General features: G+C 43.3%; 16 protein-coding genes. 10 read left to right on the forward strand and 6 right to left on the reverse strand.

The window, feature by feature from the left end:
* Positions 1–6: 6 nt before the first annotated feature.
* From pflB to R7E47_RS15745, 8 genes are all read left to right on the forward strand, one after another.
* Positions 7–2,283: a formate C-acetyltransferase gene (gene pflB / locus R7E47_RS15710; protein ID WP_017820022.1), complete on the forward strand. Its 2,277-nt coding sequence runs from the start codon at positions 7–9 to the stop codon at positions 2,281–2,283.
* Between the two features lie 153 nt (positions 2,284–2,436).
* Entirely contained in the window at positions 2,437–3,414 is a 978-nt protein-coding gene (locus R7E47_RS15715; RefSeq protein ID WP_318084611.1) for a lipid A deacylase LpxR family protein, read from the forward strand.
* 211 nt (positions 3,415–3,625) lie between these two features.
* A complete protein-coding gene (pflA, locus tag R7E47_RS15720) occupies positions 3,626–4,366 on the forward strand; it encodes a pyruvate formate lyase 1-activating protein (protein WP_005387854.1) in 741 nt (246 codons plus the stop codon).
* A gap of 154 nt (positions 4,367–4,520) precedes the next feature.
* Entirely contained in the window at positions 4,521–5,186 is a 666-nt protein-coding gene (locus tag R7E47_RS15725) for an energy-coupling factor ABC transporter permease (protein ID WP_053303246.1), read from the forward strand.
* A 136-nt stretch (positions 5,187–5,322) separates the two neighbouring features.
* Positions 5,323–5,823 carry a YfbU family protein gene (locus R7E47_RS15730; RefSeq protein ID WP_017820021.1) on the forward strand — a complete coding sequence of 167 codons (501 nt, stop codon included), beginning with the start codon at positions 5,323–5,325 and terminating at the stop codon, positions 5,821–5,823.
* Positions 5,824–6,316: 493 nt separating this feature from the next.
* A complete protein-coding gene (locus R7E47_RS15735; protein ID WP_005378447.1) occupies positions 6,317–8,251 on the forward strand; it encodes a PrkA family serine protein kinase in 1,935 nt (644 codons plus the stop codon).
* A 47-nt stretch (positions 8,252–8,298) separates the two neighbouring features.
* Positions 8,299–9,570 (forward strand): YeaH/YhbH family protein, encoded by a 1,272-nt coding sequence (locus tag R7E47_RS15740; RefSeq protein ID WP_005378448.1) that lies wholly within the window; start codon positions 8,299–8,301, stop codon positions 9,568–9,570.
* A gap of 11 nt (positions 9,571–9,581) precedes the next feature.
* The gene (locus R7E47_RS15745; RefSeq protein WP_005378449.1) at positions 9,582–11,141 is read left to right on the forward strand and encodes a SpoVR family protein; all 1,560 of its coding nucleotides are present in this window, start codon (positions 9,582–9,584) and stop codon (positions 11,139–11,141) included.
* 79 nt (positions 11,142–11,220) lie between these two features.
* On the opposite strand, the gene kdsB is transcribed toward R7E47_RS15745, so the two are convergent.
* The 4 genes from kdsB to msbA are packed head-to-tail and all read right to left on the reverse strand — an operon-like array spanning position 11,221 to position 14,897.
* Entirely contained in the window at positions 11,221–11,976 is a 756-nt protein-coding gene (kdsB, locus tag R7E47_RS15750; protein WP_258483682.1) for a 3-deoxy-manno-octulosonate cytidylyltransferase, read from the reverse strand.
* Positions 11,976–12,155, reverse strand: coding sequence for a Trm112 family protein (locus R7E47_RS15755; RefSeq protein ID WP_005378451.1), 180 nt, complete (start codon positions 12,153–12,155; stop codon positions 11,976–11,978). The genes kdsB and R7E47_RS15755 overlap by 1 nt, the downstream gene beginning before the upstream one ends.
* Positions 12,136–13,143: a tetraacyldisaccharide 4'-kinase gene (lpxK, locus tag R7E47_RS15760; RefSeq protein WP_054729263.1), complete on the reverse strand. Its 1,008-nt coding sequence runs from the start codon at positions 13,141–13,143 to the stop codon at positions 12,136–12,138. The genes R7E47_RS15755 and lpxK overlap by 20 nt, the downstream gene beginning before the upstream one ends.
* 5 nt (positions 13,144–13,148) lie before the next feature.
* Positions 13,149–14,897, reverse strand: a complete 1,749-nt coding sequence (gene msbA / locus R7E47_RS15765) for a lipid A ABC transporter ATP-binding protein/permease MsbA (RefSeq protein WP_104978934.1) — start codon at positions 14,895–14,897, stop codon at positions 13,149–13,151.
* Positions 14,898–15,242: 345 nt separating this feature from the next.
* On the opposite strand from msbA, the gene R7E47_RS15770 reads away from it, so the two are divergent.
* A complete protein-coding gene (locus tag R7E47_RS15770) occupies positions 15,243–16,232 on the forward strand; it encodes a glycosyltransferase family 8 protein (protein ID WP_104978932.1) in 990 nt (329 codons plus the stop codon).
* Between the two features lie 3 nt (positions 16,233–16,235).
* Here R7E47_RS15770 and R7E47_RS15775 read toward each other — a convergent pair whose 3' ends face one another.
* Positions 16,236–18,521 (reverse strand): DNA internalization-related competence protein ComEC/Rec2, encoded by a 2,286-nt coding sequence (locus R7E47_RS15775; RefSeq protein ID WP_258483683.1) that lies wholly within the window; start codon positions 18,519–18,521, stop codon positions 16,236–16,238.
* 8 nt (positions 18,522–18,529) lie between these two features.
* Between R7E47_RS15775 and R7E47_RS15780 the strand changes: the two genes are divergently transcribed.
* A complete protein-coding gene (locus R7E47_RS15780) occupies positions 18,530–19,039 on the forward strand; it encodes a DUF2062 domain-containing protein (protein ID WP_005387834.1) in 510 nt (169 codons plus the stop codon).
* Between the two features lie 148 nt (positions 19,040–19,187).
* Here the strand turns inward: R7E47_RS15780 and lolE are convergent, their stop codons facing one another.
* Positions 19,188–20,432, reverse strand: coding sequence for a lipoprotein-releasing ABC transporter permease subunit LolE (gene lolE, locus R7E47_RS15785; RefSeq protein ID WP_318084615.1), 1,245 nt, complete (start codon positions 20,430–20,432; stop codon positions 19,188–19,190).

Genomic DNA, 20,432 nt, shown 5'->3' on the forward strand with positions numbered 1-20,432 from the left:
TATGTCATGGCAGAGCAATTTGCTAAAGCTTGGGAAGGTTTTGCTGCAGGCGACTGGCAAAACGAAGTAAACGTTCGTGATTTCATTCAGAAGAACTACACTCCGTACGAAGGCGACGAATCTTTCCTAGTTTCTGAAGGTACTGAAGCGACTAACAAGCTTTGGGCTAAGGTAATGGAAGGCATCAAACAAGAGAACTCGACTCACGCTCCTGTTGATTTTGATACTTCAGTTATCTCTACCATCACTGCTCACGATGCAGGCTACATCGAAAAAGACCTAGAAACTATCGTAGGTCTTCAAACTGACGCTCCTCTAAAACGTGCGATCATCCCTAACGGTGGTATCCGCATGGTTGAAGGTTCATGCAAAGCCTACGACCGCGAGCTAGACCCACAAGTTAAAAAAATCTATACAGAATACCGTAAAACTCACAACCAAGGCGTTTTCGATATCTACACTCCTCAAATCATGGCGTGTCGTAAATCTGGCGTACTGACTGGTCTTCCAGATGCATACGGTCGTGGTCGTATCATCGGTGACTACCGTCGTGTTGCTCTATACGGTATTGACTTCCTAATGAAGGATAAATTCGCGCAGTTCTCTTCTCTACAAGAGCGTTTTGAGAACGGCGAAGACCTACAAATGACAATGCAGCTTCGTGAAGAGATCGCAGAGCAACACCGTGCTCTAGGTCAAATCAAAGAAATGGCTGCAAAATACGGTTGTGATATTTCTCGTCCTGCTGAAACTGCGCAAGAAGCTATTCAGTGGACTTACTTCGGTTACCTAGCTGCTGTTAAATCTCAAAACGGTGCGGCTATGTCTCTAGGTCGTACTTCTACATTCCTAGACATCTTCATCGAACGTGATATCGCGGCTGGTAAGCTAACTGAAGAACAAGCTCAGGAAATGATCGACCACTTCGTAATGAAACTACGTATGGTTCGTTTCCTACGTACTCCTGAGTACGATGATCTATTCTCTGGCGACCCTATCTGGGCAACTGAGTCTATGGGTGGTATGGGTCTTGACGGTCGTACGCTAGTTACTCGTACAAACTTCCGTTTCCTAAACTCACTATACACTATGGGTCCTTCTCCAGAGCCAAACATCACTGTTCTTTGGTCTGAGCAACTACCTGAAGGCTTCAAGAAGTTCTGTGCGAAAGTATCTATCGATACTTCTTCTATTCAGTACGAAAATGACGACTTAATGCGTCCAGACATGAACTCCGACGACTACGCGATCGCATGTTGTGTATCTCCAATGGTTGTTGGTAAGCAAATGCAGTTCTTCGGTGCTCGTGCGAACCTTGCGAAAACAATGCTTTACACCATCAACGGTGGTGTGGATGAGAAGCTAAAAATCCAAGTTGGCCCGCAAATGCCTAAGATCGAAGGCGATGTTCTTAACTACGATGAACTGTGGGAGAAAATGGACCACTTCATGGATTGGCTAGCGAAACAATATGTGACTGCACTAAACGCTATCCACTTCATGCACGATAAGTACAGCTACGAAGCGGCGCTAATGGCTCTACACGACCGTGACGTTAAGCGTACTATGGCTTGTGGTATTGCTGGTCTATCTGTTGCAGCTGACTCACTATCTGCAATTAAATATGCAAAAGTTAAGCCAATTCGTGACGAAGACGGTCTAGCAATCGACTTCGAAATCGAAGGCGATTACCCTAAATTCGGTAACAACGACCCACGCGTTGATGACATTGCATGTGAACTTGTTTCTGTATTTATGGGCAAAATCCGTAAGCTTAAGACTTACCGTGATGCAATCCCTACTCAGTCAATTCTTACTATCACTTCAAACGTGGTTTACGGTAAGAAAACTGGTAACACGCCTGACGGTCGTCGTGCTGGTGCTCCATTTGCTCCAGGTGCAAACCCAATGCACGGTCGTGACGAGAAAGGTGCTGTAGCATCACTAACTTCAGTTGCTAAACTGCCGTTTGCTGACGCACAAGATGGTATCTCTTACACATTCTCTATCGTACCTAACGCACTAGGTAAAGATGAGGGTTCACAACGCGCTAACCTTGCTGGTCTTATGGATGGTTACTTCCACCACGAAGCGGGTATCGAAGGTGGTCAACACCTAAACGTGAACGTTCTTAACCGTGAAACTCTAGAAGACGCAGTTAAGCACCCAGAGAAATACCCTCAGCTAACAATCCGTGTATCTGGTTACGCTGTTCGCTTCAACTCTCTAACTGCAGAGCAACAAGCTGACGTAATCGCGCGTACATTCACTGAGTCTCTATAAGACTATAGCGAAATAACGTTCTAGTAATACAACAAAGGCTGATGCTAAGTAGCATCAGCCTTTTTTTATTTCTTGAATGAAAGTTGTGATATCGCGAAAGACTTTTGCCCGCATTCTTACGTATGATGCGAAAAAAGTTAGCAAATAAAGTCTATGAGATTTAGTAAATTAATTATTCTTACCCTTCTTTCTCCAGTTGCAATAGCATCCACTAAGTCTACGGTTTCTTTTACCATCGACAACGATGGTATTTTTGGCGTCGATCAAGACTATACGAATGGTGTTTTCCTTTCTTACGCGACAGACCAACTGACACAAGAAAGCCAATGGAAATGGCTGAGTCTAGCTAACTCAGAGCACGCCAATATCGATAAAATAGAGTTGGTTCTTGGCCACAAGATGTGGACTCCAAGCGACATTGAAGCCGATTATCCACTAATCAATGATCGCCCATATGCCGGTTACCTACACACCGAAATCAACTACCTTTCCCTAACGAGTGACAAAGCTGTACGGTACAATTTCACCATAGGAACTACGGGTGAAAGTTCGCTATCAGAAAAGGCGCAAGAAATCGTTCACGGCATAACAGGATCGACGGACCCTCAAGGTTGGGATTACCAGATTGAAGATAAAGTGGCGTTCAGCCTTGGTTACCGCGTATTTAACAAATTGATGCGCAGCGAAGAACAAAAAACACAATGGGAGATCACCAACATTAACGACATCAATGCGGGTAACTTCCGTAGTGATGTCTCTCAAGGCGTCATGTTTCGTTGGGGTACAAACCTAGCGAATAGCATCGGAGCCGCCAATATCAGTGTCGAAAGCCCTTTCTCAGCAAGTATGATCGCTCAGAACACGTCGAGTTGGTTCTTGTTCACCGGGTTTGAAGGTCGTTACCGCTTTAATGACATGACTATCGAAGGAGATCGTCCTCGCATTCCTGAACCGTCAGCGCCATACGACGTCACACTGCAAAATTGGCAAGCAAGTGCCGTCGCGGGGGTATCTTGGTACAACCAAAATTACGGTGCAAGCATCACCTTTACAATTAAAACACCGGATTATGAAGAAGCCCAAACCGATGTTTATGGGACAGGCTCGTTCTCCGTGTTCGCCTTTTTCTAAAAACTGGATTATCCCAGCATCGAAGTCAATCTAGATACACGGCAAGTTCTCGGGGTAGGTATTAACCACCTCGTGTTCAAGCGTTTATGTAGATTGGCTCCATCTATTTTCTTTCTTCAAATAACCTTGCCTTTAGTACCGACAAAGCTGTTTTAACCCTGCTTTTTGTAATAAAATAACAGCTAGAATTTACTAGTAATGAGAGCAAAAGATGTCAACAGCTGGTCGTATTCACTCATTTGAGTCATGTGGTACCGTAGACGGACCTGGTATTCGATTTATCGTCTTCTTGCAAGGTTGTTTAATGCGCTGTAAGTATTGCCATAACCGCGATACTTGGGACACGCATGATGGCAAAGAAGTCACGGTTGAAGAAATCATTTCCGAAGCGAAAAGTTACCGCCACTTCATGAATGCATCAGGTGGTGGCGTTACTTGTTCTGGCGGCGAAGCGATGCTTCAACCGGAATTCGTACGTGATTTTTTCCGCGCAGCTAAAACCGAAGGCATTCATACATGTCTAGATACTAACGGTTATGTTCGTAAACACACTGATGTTATCGATGAAGTACTGGATGCAACAGACTTAGTCATGCTTGACATCAAACACATGAAAGACGAAGTGCACCAAGATCTCATCGGTGTATCCAACCGACGCACATTGGACTTTGCTCGTTACTTGCAAAAAATCGGAAAGAAAACATGGATTCGCTATGTCGTCGTGCCTGGTTACACAGATGACCCAGAAGCAGCACACATGCTTGGTGAATTTATTAAAGACATGGATAACATCGAAAAGGTCGAGTTACTTCCTTACCACAAATTAGGGGCTCATAAGTGGGAAGCGTTAGGCTTAGAATACCCACTCGAAGGCGTAAACCCGCCACCGAAAGAAACCATGGATGAAATTCAATCCATTCTTGCTCAATACAACGATAACGTAAAATACTAAGTGAACCGCAAGACTAACCTCTTTAAAATACCAGCTTATTGCTGGTATTTTTTTGATTATATCTAAGCCTTATCAGTGAGTTTCTCTGCGGTCATTTAGGTATAAAAAGAACGATAGAAATGATTGCGTCATGTTCGCATAGGAAGGAAGTAACATGGATTTGTTTAACTTAGGCTCTCTTGTTGTCTCAATTTGGATAGTAGTAGTCTACTGCCTACCAGATTGGAAAAAAGTCGTTTGGCCAAAACTGGAAAAAGAGAAAGGATTTCAGCACCTCGTTTTTGCAACGCTCTTCTTTTTCAGTATTTTATGGGCCGCTCAAGCAGGTGTAAAAGAAGGATTACAGATTCATTTTCTTGCACTAACAACGCTGACGATGATGTATGGTTGGCGCATGGCATTTCTACTCAGCATTCCCGCTATGTTGGTCAACCACCTACTACATGATGTGTCCTTGCTACTCTTACCCACGTCGTTAGTTCTATCTGCCCTAATTCCGATTTTCATTAGTTACTTAGTGTTTCTTCTGAGTTACCACTACTTGCCACGAAACATTTTTGTTTTCATCTTCGTTGCTGGATTTTTCAATGGCGCGATAACAGGAAGTCTGCACCTCATCATTAACTCTTTTTATCACCTATCAGTTGGTCACTACGATTGGGAAACCATTCAACATAACTACTTTGTTTTTGTGCCGTTGCTCGCCTTTCCAGAAGGTCTATTAAATGGTATGGCACTGGCGGTTTTAACCGTATTCAAGCCAGAGTGGCTGAGAGTATTTTCAGACCGAGACTACATATACAATCATTACCATAAATAAGTGTTTTCAAACTGGTCAAAAGTGACAGTTCTTGCCATTTTTTAGTATTAAATATGTGTTGAGATCATGTTTCACTCATGTCTTAAGCGTTAACCTAAGCACATTAAAAATGTATTAGATATCTAGTGAGGTCACCATGGAAATGTCAAACGCTCAACGTTTGATTCTATCAAACCAATACAACCTTATGTCTCAACTTGATCCAAGTAATGCGGCCAAATACAAACGCTTACAAACGATCGTTGAACGTGGTTATGAACTACAAATGCGAGAGTTGAACAAAGATTTCGGCTGCCTCTCAGAAGCAGAGTGTCGTGAGATCATCGACGTTATGGAGATGTATCATGCGATGCAAGAATCTTACAACATGCTAGAAGATGAAGATCGCAGCAACGTGGATCAACGTCGCTTGAAGTTCTTGGGATTTGATATCGCTTCAGAAGCGCAACAAGTACATTACGTACGTTTTCTCATCGATTCTGAAGGTTTGTACCCTCAGTTTGACAAGGCAGATCATCACTTTAACAGCCAAATGCCGATGCTAGATAAATACCGCCGTATGCTGCAAACTTGGCGTAACTGCCCTCGTCAGTATCATTTATGTGAAAACGAACTAGCGCAAATCTTCAGCGCATAAAATGGTCATCTAAGAATGAGGAGAGCGCCCGCTCTCCTTGTTATTTACCCTGTCACAAACTTATCTAAGACTTTGCTCTCTTCCTACCTCTTTCACTTGCCTTGCTCAATGTAGAACAACGAATCACTGAGACTCTTCCGTCTTTGCCAAATATTTGATTTCTATTGCACCTATTCACGACATAAATTCGTCCTAAATAAAAGAGTGATTCAAATGTCACTTTTACAATAAATTCATAATTGTTAAGCAAAATTGCAAATCCCCGACTAGGCTTAAGTAGAGAAAGGCTGTGATTGAAAAATTCATATCCACCGCTCACCGTTGTAACGAAAAAACCGTCCATAAAGCAAAGTCTTTGGTGTCGCCAATCTTACATTCTGTACGAACCAAATGTGATAACAGGACGTATATTCAAACAACAACGAGCATAACTGTTGGTGGAAAGCCTGAATCAACGTTCGTCGGTAGACTGACTATTAAAGGGGAAAGCGACATGAGTATTTTCGACCACTATCAATCAAGATATGAAGCTGCAAAAGATGAAGAGATGTCGTTACAGGAGTTTTTAGCCCTGTGTAAAGATGACAAAAGCGCTTATGCTAATGCAGCAGAACGCCTACTGATGGCGATTGGTGAACCAGAGATAATCGATACGGCAAAAGATCCGAGACTAAGCCGAATCTTCTCGAATCGTGTTATCTCTCGTTATGAAACCTTTAAAGACTTTTATGGCATGGAAGATGCCATAGAACAAATTGTGTCTTACCTAAAACATGCGGCGCAAGGCCTAGAAGAGCGTAAGCAGATTCTTTACCTACTCGGCCCTGTCGGCGGTGGTAAGTCTTCGCTTGCAGAAAAGCTTAAGGCTCTGATGGAACAGATGCCTATTTATGTTCTTACTGCTAACGGCGAACGCAGCCCAGTGAATGACCATCCATTCTGCCTATTCAAAGCCACAGAAGATGGCGATATTTTGAAAAAAGAGTATGGCATCGAGCACCGTTATCTTCGCTCGATCATGTCTCCTTGGGCCGCTAAACGTCTTCACGAGTTTGGTGGTGATATCACCAAATTTAAAGTAGTGAAAGTACGCCCTTCTATCCTTGACCAAATCGGTATTGCCAAAACTGAACCAGGCGATGAAAACAACCAAGATATCTCATCATTGGTTGGTAAAGTCGATATTCGTAAGCTTGAACACTATTCGCAAGACGATCCAGACGCTTACAGCTACTCCGGTGCGCTGTGTAAAGCAAACCAAGGTTTAATGGAATTCGTTGAGATGTTCAAAGCACCAATCAAAGTGCTTCACCCGCTGCTAACAGCAACGCAAGAAGGCAACTTCAACGGTACAGAAGGCCTTTCTGCGATTCCATTCGACGGTATGATTCTGGCTCACTCAAACGAATCTGAGTGGCAGACCTTCCGTAACAACAAGAACAATGAAGCGTTCTTGGACCGTGTTTATATTGTGAAAGTACCTTACTGTCTACGTGTTTCAGAAGAAGTCAAAATCTACCAAAAACTTCTCGAAAACAGTGAGTTATCTCAAGCCCCTTGTTCACCAAGCACACTCGAGACTCTGGCACAATTCAGTATTCTTTCTCGACTTAAAGAGCCTGAGAACTCGTCCATCTTCTCTAAGATGCGCGTATACGACGGTGAAACGCTGAAAGATACGGATCCAAAGGCAAAAAGCTATCAAGAGTATCGTGATTATGCTGGTGTCGATGAAGGCATGAACGGTCTCTCAACACGTTTTGCCTTTAAGATTTTGTCACGCGTATTTAACTTCGACCAAACCGAAGTGGCAGCCAACCCTGTACATCTATTCTATGTGATTGAACAACAGGTTGAGCGCGAACAGTTCCCTGCTGAAACAGCAGAGAAATATCTCGAGTTCTTGAAAGGCTACCTAGTACCTCGATACGTTGAATTTATCGGTAAAGAGATTCAGACCGCTTATCTTGAGTCTTACTCTGAATACGGCCAAAACATCTTCGACCGATATGTCACCTATGCAGACTTCTGGATTCAAGACCAAGAGTACCGAGATCCAGAAACTGGTCAGCTATTTGATCGCTCTTCACTGAATGCTGAGCTAGAGAAGATCGAAAAAACAGCTGGTATTTCTAACCCGAAAGATTTCCGAAACGAAATCGTTAACTTTGTGCTTCGTGCGAAAGCGAATAATAATGGTCAAAACCCGGTTTGGACCAGCTACGAAAAACTGCGCACAGTAATCGAGAAGAAAATGTTCTCCAATACCGAAGAGCTACTTCCGGTTATCTCATTTAATGCGAAAACCTCTTCTGAAGATCAGAAGAAGCATGACGACTTTGTCGCTCGCATGATGGAAAAAGGCTATACCGAGAAACAGGTTCGCCTACTTTCTGAGTGGTACCTACGAGTACGTAAGTCATCCTAACCCAGTATTGAGTTAGGTCGCTTGTGAAACATGAAGAGGGCTATTTCATGGCGCAATTTATAGACCGAAGGCTCAATGGCAAGAACAAGAGCGCTGTTAATCGACAGCGCTTCTTGAAGCGCCACAAAGAGCAAATAAAAGAGTCGGTAGCAGACGCAGTGAATCGACGCTCGATTACGAATACGGAAACGGGCGAAGACGTCTCTATCCCTCACAAAGACATCAATGAGCCTATATTTCATCAAGGCAAAGGTGGTGTTCGCGAACGAGTTCATCCCGGTAACGATCAATTTATTACTGGTGATAAAATTGAGCGTCCCAAAGGTGGCGGTCAGGGTAGCGGCTCAGGAGAAGGGAACGCCAGTCCAGATGGAGAAGGCCAAGACGAATTTGTATTCCAAATATCAAAAGATGAGTACCTCGATATTTTGTTCGAAGATCTCGAGCTGCCTAATCTAGAAAAAAACCAAATTGCCAAAATCACTGAATGGAAAACACACCGTGCAGGCTTTCAAACTGCCGGTATCCCTTCCAATATCGCCGTAGTACGTTCTCTGCAACAATCTCTTGCGCGCCGTACTGCAATGACTGCTGGTAAGAAACGACTTCTTAAAGAGTTAGAAGACGAACTTGCTCGCATCAAAAATATTGAACCTGCTCAGCAGTTTGAAGAGAACCGCTTGAAGGCTGAAATTGAAGAACTGCGCAAGAAAATCGAAAGCGTGCCGTTCATCGATACCTTCGACTTACGCTTCAAGAACTATGAGAAACGCCCGGTACCATCGAGCCAAGCGGTCATGTTCTGTCTAATGGACGTATCCGGTTCGATGGATCAGGCAACGAAAGACATCGCAAAACGCTTCTATGTTCTTTTGTACTTGTTCTTAACTCGTACCTACGAGAATGTCGAAGTCGTCTTTATCCGCCACCATACCCAAGCGAAGGAAGTGGACGAGCACGAATTTTTCTACTCACAAGAAACCGGGGGCACCATTGTATCTAGCGCACTCAAGTTAATGGATGAAATAGTAAAAGAGCGATACCCGATTGGTCAGTGGAACATATATGCAGCTCAAGCATCCGACGGTGACAACTGGGCAGATGATTCGCCAAGGTGCCGGGATCTATTAGTGAACAAATTACTTCCAAACTGTCAGTACTACTCTTACATAGAGATCACACGGCGCTCGCACCAAACTCTATGGCATGAGTACGAAAAACTCACTGAAGAGTTTCCTAATTTCGCAATGAAAAACATTCGCTCTGTGGAGGATATTTTCCCAGTCTTTCGTGAACTATTCCAAAAAGAAACGGCGTAAGGAGGCTAGCGATGAATACCGCAACGAGAAACCTCTCAGGAGAGGCGCCTAAGAAGCGTAACAGTAAAGTGTTGCCAGATGGACCAGATTGGACATTTGAGCTGTTAGAGCGATACCACAAAGAAATTAAGCGTGTCGCGGAGCATTATCGCCTAGACACTTACCCTAACCAAATAGAAGTGATTACTTCAGAACAGATGATGGATGCCTACTCAAGTATCGGCATGCCAATCAATTACAATCACTGGTCATTTGGTAAAAAATTCATCCAAACAGAGCAGAACTATAAACATGGTCAAATGGGGCTAGCCTACGAGATTGTGATTAACTCCGACCCTTGTATTGCTTATTTGATGGAAGAAAATACGGTAACAATGCAAGCACTCGTTATAGCGCACGCGTGTTACGGCCATAACTCTTTTTTCAAAGGTAATTACCTATTCCAAACGTGGACTGACGCCAGTTCTATTATCGACTATCTGCTGTTCGCCAAAAAGTACTTAGCCGAATGTGAAGAACGATATGGCGTAAAAGAAGTGGAAAAGCTGCTCGACTCTTGTCACGCGTTAATGAACTTTGGTGTAGACCGCTACAAGCGTCCAGAGAAAATCTCAATTACAGAGGAAAAAGCAAGACAAGAAGAACGCGAAGCATACCTACAATCTCAAGTTAATGAGCTTTGGCGCACGGTACCAACAGCCAAGACGAAAGAGGAAGACATTAAAGAGCGATTCCCAAGCGAGCCTCAGGAAAATTTGCTCTACTTCTTCGAAAAACATGCTCCGTTGTTAGAGCCATGGCAACGTGAAGTTGTTCGGATCGTCCGTAAGATCAGTCAGTATTTTTATCCGCAAAAACAAACGCAAGTCATGAATGAGGGCTGGGCAACGTTCTGGCACTACACCATACTCAACCATCTTTATGATGAGGGCTTGGTGTCTGAAAAGTTCATTCTAGAGTTCTTACATAGCCACACCAGTGTCGTGGCTCAGCCGCCTTATAACAGTCCTTACTTTAATGGCATTAACCCCTACGCGTTAGGCTTTGCCATGTTCCGAGATATTAAGCGTATCTGTGAAGAACCAACTGATGAGGACAAGGAGTGGTTTCCAGACTTGGCAGGAACCGACTGGTTAGATGCAGTGCATTTCGCGATGCATAATTTCAAAGATGAAAGCTTTATTAGCCAATACCTTTCTCCGAAATTAATGCGTGATTTCAAGTTGTTTGCGATCAACGATGATGATCATAAGAACTTTATTGAAGTCGCTGCGATACACGATGAGATGGGTTATAAACGCATTAGAGAAACCCTAGCCGCTCAGTATAACTTATCTAATCTTGAGCCAAACATTCAGGTGTTTAATGTCGATGTCCGTGGTGATCGCTCGCTTACGTTGCAGTACGTTCCTCACAACCGCATCCCACTTGATGATAGTTACGAAGAAGTTCTAAAGCACGTGTATCGATTATGGGGCTTTGATGTCATTCTCCAAGAAGTGAAAGACACCGGTCACCGAGAGGTGTTAGCGACCTGCCCTAAACGGAACCAATACGACACTAACATTTAACTAATACCGCGATACAAGTAAAACAAAAAGGCTCCTAATTCAGGAGCCTTGTTTATTCTTAAATCTATATGAGCATTTGTTACGCTTGCTTCTCAACAATCGCGCGCACGGCTTCTAGGTCTTCGGGCGTATCAACCCCTGCCGCTGGTGCTTCTTTCGCTACCGCCACATGAATTTTTTCACCGTACCAAAGCACTCGCAGTTGCTCAAGACACTCAATCTGCTCTAATGCACTTGGTGCCCAGTTGACATACGTATTAATGAAACCAGCTCGATAAGCATAAATACCAATATGACGCATTAATGGGTTGGCAATGGTTTTGTCTTGTTTAGCAAAGTTATCGCGATCCCAAGGGATGCTTGCTCGACTAAAGTACAACGCATAGCCTTGCTCATCTGCGACAACTTTAACAGCGTTCGGGTTGAACACTTCCTCTTCCGAGTCTATTTCTACAGCTAACGTCGCCATCGGGGCTTCACACCCTGATAAGTTATCAGCAACCTGACGAATGATGGACGGCGGAATCAAAGGCTCATCCCCTTGCACATTAACAATAATGTGGTCTGACGGAATAGCCATCTTTTCAACAACTTCTGCAAGACGCTCCGTACCTGATTCGTGCTGGGGAGAGGTCATACAAACTTTACCACCAAATGACGAAACCGCTTTCGCAACACGCTCGTCATCAGTTGCAACGATGACATCTTCCGCACCCGCTTGTAGCGCTTGTTCATAAACCCACTGAACCATAGGCTTACCACCAATATCCGCTAGCGGTTTACCAGGCAAACGGCTCGATGCGTAGCGCGAAGGGATGACAACCGTAAAAGACATTAGCGTCCCTCATCCATGCTCATAGTGCGAGCTTCAGGCTCTAGCAGAACTGGAATACCCTCTTTGATCGGGTAAGCAAGGCGATCCAATTTGCAGATCAACTCTTGATTATCTTTATCGTACGTCAGCTTACCTTTGCAAACAGGGCAAGCTACAATCTCAAGTAGACGGTGATCCATAAGCCGCTTTAACCTCTTTTATTCTATTTAAAATTTGCTCTGCATCGTTTGATTCAAACTGGGCAGATACAGGCAGATACCACCAATTATCTTGCGCATAATGGCTGCACTTGACGGCATCTTTCTCGGTCATAATCACATTGGTCCCTTGTTGAGCCAATGCTTCTAATTCTTGTTGATCAAAGTCTTGATGGTCAGCAAAACCTTTTGTGACTTTAACATCTGCGTTCATCGAGTTTAGTGTATGAAAAAAACGCGGAGGATGCCCAATGCCCGCAAATGCGACGAGATCTTTCAACTCCGAAACATCCACATGTTGCTTAGTCTTAAGATTAATAGCTTTAGAGGGTGCTAAAGCCATTGCGATTTCGCCCGTATGCGCTTGACCGCCATTGGTGATGATAAAGTCGACTTCTTTAAGTCGCTCAATACCTTCACGTAAAGGACCTAATGGAATCAGGCTTTCATTCCCAAACCGGCGATTCCCATCCACAATCACTAACTCAATATCACGGCCTAACGCATAATGTTGTAATCCATCATCCGTAATTATGATATCCACATCCAAATCTAGCAGTGCTTTCACTGCATTTGAACGCACAGGATCTACCGCAACAGGTGCTCCTGTACGGCGATGAATCAACTTAGGTTCATCGCCACAATGCTTCGCTGGCGTATCTTCTTTTAGCACTAACGGATAGGCAGGAGCCTTTGCCCCATAACCACGAGAAACAACCCCCGGCTTAAAGCCCATTTGCTGTAGTTGCTCAACAAGCCACACAACAACTGGTGTTTTACCATTGCCACCAGCAGTGATATTGCCAACCACAACAACAGGTATAGGCGCATTATAAGCTTGCTTGCGGCCAGTTTGGTATTGCTTTCGCTTTGACTTGCTTATCGCTCCAAATAATAAACTCAGTGGCCACAAAAGCGGCCACAAGAGATATTTTATTGGATGGCTTTCAAACCAGATTTTTTCAATCACCGCGCTTATTCACCAAACTGAATACGGTGCAATTGTGCATACGCACCATTTTTCTCAATAAGCTCAGCGTGGTTGCCACGTTCAATGATGGCACCATCATCAACCACAAGAATTTCATCGGCTTTCTCGATTGTGGATAAGCGGTGCGCTATTACAAGTACCGTTTTGTCTTTTTGCAGCTCATCAAGTGCAGCTTGAATAGCTCGCTCGGATTCGGTATCCAAAGCCGAAGTTGCCTCATCAAGAATTAGCACTGGAGCATCACGCAATAGAGCTCGCGCAATCGCAACACGTTGGCGTTGACCACCAGACAAGCTAGCACCATTTTCACCAATCATCGCATCTAGTCCGCCATCCATCTTACTGATGAACTCCATCGCATGCGCGAGTGTTGCCGCTTTCTCGATATCACTGCGCTCGTATTGGCCATCCGTTGCGTACGCAATATTGTTTGCTATCGTGTCATTAAACAAATGAACATTTTGCGATACTAGTGCAAATTGCTGACGTAAATTCTTTAGCTCGTAATCACGAATATCATGCCCATCTAATGTGATAGATCCACTGCCAACATCATAGAAGCGGTTGAACAAGTTCGCGATGGTACTTTTACCTGAGCCAGAACGGCCAACTAGCGCCACCGTTTTTCCTCTTGGAATATCGAAGCTGACATTTTCCAATGCTGGTTTTTCTGCGCCAGTGTAAGTAAAGCTTACGTTTTTAACCGAAACATCGCCATTTGCGCGTTCAACTGTCAACTTACCTTCGTTTTTCTCAGGCTCGAGGTCAATTAACGCGAAGAGCGTTTGGCTCGCGGCCATACCACGTTGGAACTGAGAAGTAACGTTAGTCAGCGCTTTAAGTGGGCGCATCAGACCAAACATTGCAGAGAAGACAACAGTAAATGTCCCTGGAGTCAACTGCTCTTTAATCGAATCAATACTTGCTAAATAAAGAACGGCAACAATTGCAAGTGATGCAATCATTTGGATGATAGGGTTAGCCGCCGCTTGAGCCGTCACCAACTTCATGCTTTGTTGACGCATTTGGTTGCTGACTTTTTCAAATCGTTTACGTTCGATGTCTTGGCCGCCATAGCTCAGCACAACTTTATGGCCTTTCAGCATCTGCTCTGCTGATGCAGTTACGTTACCCATCATGGTCTGCATATTTTTGGATATTTTTCTAAAACGTTTAGAAACAACACCAATACCCCATGCTACAACGGGAGCAACAGCAAACAGCACTAGCGACAATTGCCAGCTGTTGTAAAACATCAAGACTAACAGACCAATGATACTTGCGCCTTCACGGACAATGCTCACCAACGCTTGGCTAGTTGCCGCTGACACTTGCTCTGAGTCGTAGGTTATACGCGACAATAAATTGCCCGTCTTTTCCTTATCAAAGTAAGACACCGGCATATGCATAAAGTGATTGAACACCATGCGACGGACTTGCATAACTACGTTGCCAGATACCCAACTCAAACAGTAGGTGGAGACAAATCCACTTATGCCACGAATGAACATCATAGCAAAAATAATCAATGGAAGCGTGCGTAAAAAATCAGACTCAGCGTTCCCAAAACCTTCATCGAGTAGCGGTTTTAGCAAGGAAATCATATAAGTATCTGATATTGCATTAATAACTAATGCTAAAACAGCAACGATTAGGCCAGATTTATAAAGGCGTATAAATTGCCAGAGACGCTTAAACGTCTGCCAAGTCGTTTCATCAGTATTTGTTGACATAGAAGTGCTTTGTTTTCTTACATTAAGGCATTCATTCTACTCTGTTAGCGCTCATATGCCTATCCCTAGAACGTACACTAAGTTTGCTAACGTATAAGACTGCCACTTTTACCCAGTAGATCTCCAATGTGTCATTGGCTAACCTACTCTGACTCAACTGATATTCAATCTTAAATATGAAAATTGGGGGATCAAGCCTCATCGTGAAGCAAACTTGACCATCGTACCTGTTCATCTACTGATAAACATTAATAAATGTGTTATGTCCACTTAGAGAAAGTCTTTTAGTCTTTTATATTTCGCTCTATACTCTTGATATGTTCATTCTTATTTACAATAAAAAATATGCAAGTCATTCCCATTGTTCATTGCTTTGATAACAACTATGTTATTCCAGCTGCAGTAGCATTCTATTCTTTGCTTGAGAAATCAGATAAAAACTACAAATACCAGATATATGTCTTACATGAAGATATTACGCTGCTAAATCAAGAAAAATTAAAAAAAACCATACAAAAATTCAAAAACTCAGAGCTTATTTTCATTAATTTCGATGAAAATGTCGACTTTGAAAATGATTGGAAAAACATAAAGACAAAAGGTCATTACTCTAAAGCTATGTTTTACAAACTTAGTATTTCAAGTTTAATTAAAGAACATAAAAAAATGATCGTATCTGATGTCGATGTTATTTACTTAAATGACATTTCAAAAGATTTTATAGAATATAATAACAACGATGATAATAATTATATATCAGGGGTATTCTCTGTAGATAAGATCCTAAGCTATAATGATGTTTATAAAAAGAGTTTTTCTAATGAAGAGATTAGCCAACTGAAAATAGGTGCTGGATACTTTTTTATGAATGCCGATCTCATTAGAAAAGATAATTTAGAGAAAAGGTTTAAAGACTACCTCGAAAAAAACTCTCACAGATTAATACAGCCAGAACAAGACGTTCTAAACTTCTGTTGTCACCCTAGAGTTGGAAAATTACCCTTAAGAAACATGGTTTGTAACTATGTGTATAGTATGTATGACAGAAAAGAGTTTGTGGATGAGGTTAACTATACTAAAGAAGAATTATTGGATGCATATGATAATCCGATTCAACTCCATTACGCATCAAGAGTAAAACCATGGAACAAATTAGATTCTATAAAAGCTAACTTGTGGTTAGAATGTATACTTAAGACCGAGTTTTTCGAAGACTACTTTTCTAGCTTAGAGCAACTAGCCAGACCAAATGGTGAAAAGAAACTATTTAGTTTTACACTACCATTAAAAAAGAATAAAAAATTCAGGTTGGATATATTAAAAATAAAAAGCTAAAACTTACAGACCTAATTCGACATTAGGTCTTTTTATATTAGTTCCGCTACGCAGCATCTGCCTATACCAAGGCTCAAATGTATCGCTACGTTTGGTTTCTGAGCGCCAATTATCACGGTGAATAAAGAAGCTTACCTGACCACCCTCACCAGTATCAAGCCAAGTGACGCCAAGTTTTCGGTATGAAGCAACGACACTTTCCGCTGGCATTCCCCATCGATTGTTTTTTGCTAAAGAAGCAACCGCCACACTCGGGCTCACCGCCTCAATAAATCGAGGATTCGATGAACTTTTACTCCCGTGGTGAGGGACTAGCATCACATCGCTTTGTAACTTTCCGGGTTCTCTAAGCAAAATCCACTCGCTAATGGCCTCAATATCACCAGTAAAAAGCATACTAAAGTTAGAAATAGGGTCAGTAAGTCGTAATACACAGGAGTGCGGATTATACGCACGTTGAACAAGTGCAGGAGGCCAGAGCACTTCCATCTTTAATCCTTGCCATTTCCATTGGTCGCCTCTAGTGCAAGGCTCATATCCGATAAAGAATTGACTACTAAGTTTACGCTGTGGAGAAAAGGCATCTTCAATGAAAAAGCGGCCGCCTGCGTGATCATTATCGGAATGGCTTAGAATCAGTGTATCTATGCTTTCATAACCTCGTTGATGCAAAACCGGAGTGACGACCTGCTCTGCGATACTGCCGCTTTGCCATGCTTTACCAGTGTCATACAGCAACACCTTGTCGTCTTTTTCTACAACCACTGCAAGGCCATGACCTACATCTAATACATCGATACGCCAATGCGGTTCATACTCCGCTGCAAACTTGATACTAATAACGATGCCGAGTAACAAATACCACGCGTAATGAGACATGAACCGTTGAAATATTAAGCAAGCCACTATCACCATAACCAGCATTGTCATTTCCATGCTAATGGGTTGCCAAGAACCTACTGCGTACTGTATTGACGTGCTCAATGGCTGTAATGACCAGTCCACCAAATGCCACAGAGGCTTCGCTATCATTTCAAGAAACAAAGATGAGAACAGGGCTAGAAACATCAAAGGTACAACGATAAATCCGAACCAAGGAATAAATACCAAGTTGTAGGCTATTGAGGACAAACTAAAACCGGAGAAGAAATGGCCACTAACAGGTACGATTAAAGCGCTCAACATCAATTGAGTAAGCAATAACGCTTTTAATCGCGCTTTCCAACCTCCCCTTTGATGTCGAATCAAATTAATTGCGAACAATACCGCACAAACGGAGAGGTACGATAACCAAAAGCTCATACTGTAGGATGCAAAAGGTTGGACAAGCAGTTGTAGAGATACTGCAAGCAAAAGAACTCGCCAAGAAGTCCAGTGCACTAGAGTATACTTCAGGAGAACGTAAACAACGCATACCGACACTGCTCGCGTAGTAGGCAGAGAGAAATCCGCTAACCAAGCGTAGGCAACAGCGAAGATTAGCCCATATAAGCTAGGTAACAACTGGTATTGGGGTAATAGATAACGAACGGTACCGCCCACGACTAGCCCAAAAGTAAACGCCATACCAATATGTAAACCAGAAATGGAGACCAAATGCAGTAAACCACTGTCCCTGAGCGCTTGCCAATCTTCCTTAGACAACCAAGAACGGTCAGCAAAAACTAACGCACTTATTAACGAGAAATGATGAAGGGAAGACACATCATCAGCGACATCGGCAATAATGGATTGACGCAGAGATACATTAGAACGAACAATCCACTTAGCGTCTTTGTTAACAACCGCTCGGGCGATAGTATTTTTACCCATCGCGTGCTTTTCAGCATCAAAGCCAGCTTCGTTGCGTAGACCTGTAATCGGCTTTAACGAGATGGATGTCGTAAACTCACTGTTAACATCGAGTGGAAAAGGCGTAATAAGACGGATTTTAGGTTTAAGAAAAGGTAACAGAGTTTGAGAATTTACCGCTTCTATCGCGACAATACCTTCATAACCGTGACTTATTTGCGTAAAAGGGCTGTCAACTTTACCAATTATGGTAATATTCTCCCCTGCTTGAAAAAGGGCTTGTCTCTGAGACTCCAATACATTGCCGTGGACGATGACAACCATAAAGCCCGCAATTGCGCCTATGCTAATTAAGCCACGACGTAATTTGATTATTGAGCCAGTGGTTATTATTCCCAGCAGCAACCAACGCCAATCTGGTATTGTCGGCCACCAAGCCGACGAGATTACGCTCGCTACAAATAACGCCAAGGTCCAACTTTTTTCTGAGAGAGTCATGCTGTCCTATGCCTAGAAAGCTGATAAAACGCTTCATGCCAGATCATGAATTGATCAAACGCCAAAAAGCATTGAAGGTCTTCGGCAATGTGTTGTACAACCCGAACTTGTGGTGCTTAAACCGCCGCTCGGCATCAGGGGCTTTTGCTGTCGGGTTATTTATGGCTTTTGTTCCACTGCCGAGCCAAATGATCATGGCCGCTGGCTTGGCCATTATGTTGGGTGTCAATCTGCCCCTCTCCGTCGCTTTGGTATGGATCAGCAACCCTATCACTATGCCTGTGCTATTTTACTTTGCGTACAAGCTAGGTGCTCTAGTGATGCGTCTTCCCCCGCAACCTTTTCACTTTGAACTATCGTGGGAATTCATCATGCAGCAAATGAGCACCATTGGACCTCCATTTCTATTGGGCTGCGCAATTTGTGGGGTTGTATCCGCGATTATTGGCTACTTCGGAATTCGAGGGCTTTGGCGCTACTCCGTGGTACGGAGCTGGCAAAAACGCAAAATAAGATAAGACCTTACTGCGTAAAAATCAGCATTTGAGCTATCAGTTGAGGGGCATCTAACAGTTAGAATGAAACGCGATGTTACTCAAGTCGGATAAATACAAAAAAGGACCGAATTCGGTCCTTTTTGTTTTTCGCATATTGTAAAACAATCCGCTATTTAGAACTCAGTACAGCCGCCGGATTCAACCTTGCGGCACGAGAAGCAGGATACCACGTCGCAAGTAAACTAAGCACTATCGCCGTCACTGACACCAATGCCACATCTGGCCAGTGTAGTTGTGATGGTAAGAAGTCGACGAAGTAAATATCACCCGATAAAAACTGATGACCAATTAAGCTCTCTAACCCTTTAATTAACGGAGTCAGATTTAACGCTACTAAGACACCGATAACACTGCCGACGAGACTACCAAATACACCAGAGAATACACCTTGCCAAACAAAGATCCGTTTGATTAGGCTATCTTTTGCTCCCATTGTTCGCAAAATTGCAATTTCCGCCGCTCGGTCTTTCACTGCCATCATCAACGTAGACACAATATTAAAACATGCCACGCCAATCACCAGTACCATCACCAAGTACATAATGGTGCGCACGAGCTGAATATCGCGATACAAAAAACCAAACTTTTGCTGCCAGCTTTTCAAATACACGTAAACATCAACCATGCTACCAACCTCGCGAACAATAGAAGGCGCATTGAGAACATCGTCCATTTTTAGTGAAATGCCAGTGACCCCTTCCCCTAACCTCGCGTATTGCTGAGCATCCGCTAATGGTACTAACGCTAGAGAGTGGTCGATTTGGCCATTAAGCGTTAAGAACCCTGACACCTTCACGCGCACACGCTTAGGAGCCTGCACTTTATTTGCGCCGCCTGTTTGCGGAATCATCAACGTAATGTAATCCCCCACGGCGACATTTAGCTCGTTTGCTACACCTCGGCCTAAGATCACTTGCTGCTGACCGGCATAAAAGTTTTGCCAAGCTGCTTGGTCAATAAAATTCGATAAGCTCGACACCGCTTGCTCGAAAGTAGGCTCTACACCACGAACTTCTATCGCTTTTAGCTTACTGCCTTTTTCTGCCAAGCCCGTAAAACGAACGTACGGTGCTGCCGCAACAACATGTTCATGTTTTAGAGCTTGATTCATCGTTTTGGTGTAGTCCTGAAGTGGTCCATTAACACCTTCTAACTCGCCGTGTGGAATCACAGACAACACACGCGATTGCAGCTCGCGCTCAAAGCCATTCATTGCAGACAAACCGATAATGATCACAGCAACGCCAACCGCAATACCAATGGTCGAAGAAAGCGATATGAAAGACACCATCTTGTTGCGCTTTTTCGCTCGACTGAAGCGACCACCAATCATCAAAGCTAAAGAGGTAAACAA

The organism is Vibrio sp. Vb1026 (assembly GCF_033338745.1).
In the GTDB taxonomy this organism is placed as follows: Bacteria; Pseudomonadota; Gammaproteobacteria; order Enterobacterales; family Vibrionaceae; genus Vibrio; species Vibrio alginolyticus.

Excerpts from the sequence above, each read along its gene's own strand:
- msbA (WP_104978934.1), bottom strand. The coding sequence starts at position 14,897 with ATGTCAACAAATACTGATGAAACGACTTGGCAGACGTTTAAGCGTCTC.
- R7E47_RS15775 (WP_258483683.1), bottom strand. The coding sequence starts at position 18,521 with ATGACTCTCTCAGAAAAAAGTTGGACCTTGGCGTTATTTGTAGCGAGC.
- pflA (WP_005387854.1), top strand. The coding sequence starts at position 3,626 with ATGTCAACAGCTGGTCGTATTCACTCATTTGAGTCATGTGGTACCGTA.
- R7E47_RS15780 (WP_005387834.1), top strand. The coding sequence starts at position 18,530 with ATGCCTAGAAAGCTGATAAAACGCTTCATGCCAGATCATGAATTGATC.
- R7E47_RS15740 (WP_005378448.1), top strand. The coding sequence starts at position 8,299 with ATGGCGCAATTTATAGACCGAAGGCTCAATGGCAAGAACAAGAGCGCT.
- R7E47_RS15715 (WP_318084611.1), top strand. The coding sequence starts at position 2,437 with ATGAGATTTAGTAAATTAATTATTCTTACCCTTCTTTCTCCAGTTGCA.
- R7E47_RS15725 (WP_053303246.1), top strand. The coding sequence starts at position 4,521 with ATGGATTTGTTTAACTTAGGCTCTCTTGTTGTCTCAATTTGGATAGTA.
- R7E47_RS15745 (WP_005378449.1), top strand. The coding sequence starts at position 9,582 with ATGAATACCGCAACGAGAAACCTCTCAGGAGAGGCGCCTAAGAAGCGT.
- R7E47_RS15755 (WP_005378451.1), bottom strand. The coding sequence starts at position 12,155 with ATGGATCACCGTCTACTTGAGATTGTAGCTTGCCCTGTTTGCAAAGGT.
- kdsB (WP_258483682.1), bottom strand. The coding sequence starts at position 11,976 with ATGTCTTTTACGGTTGTCATCCCTTCGCGCTACGCATCGAGCCGTTTG.
- R7E47_RS15770 (WP_104978932.1), top strand. The coding sequence starts at position 15,243 with ATGCAAGTCATTCCCATTGTTCATTGCTTTGATAACAACTATGTTATT.
- R7E47_RS15735 (WP_005378447.1), top strand. The coding sequence starts at position 6,317 with ATGAGTATTTTCGACCACTATCAATCAAGATATGAAGCTGCAAAAGAT.
- pflB (WP_017820022.1), top strand. The coding sequence starts at position 7 with ATGGCAGAGCAATTTGCTAAAGCTTGGGAAGGTTTTGCTGCAGGCGAC.
- R7E47_RS15730 (WP_017820021.1), top strand. The coding sequence starts at position 5,323 with ATGGAAATGTCAAACGCTCAACGTTTGATTCTATCAAACCAATACAAC.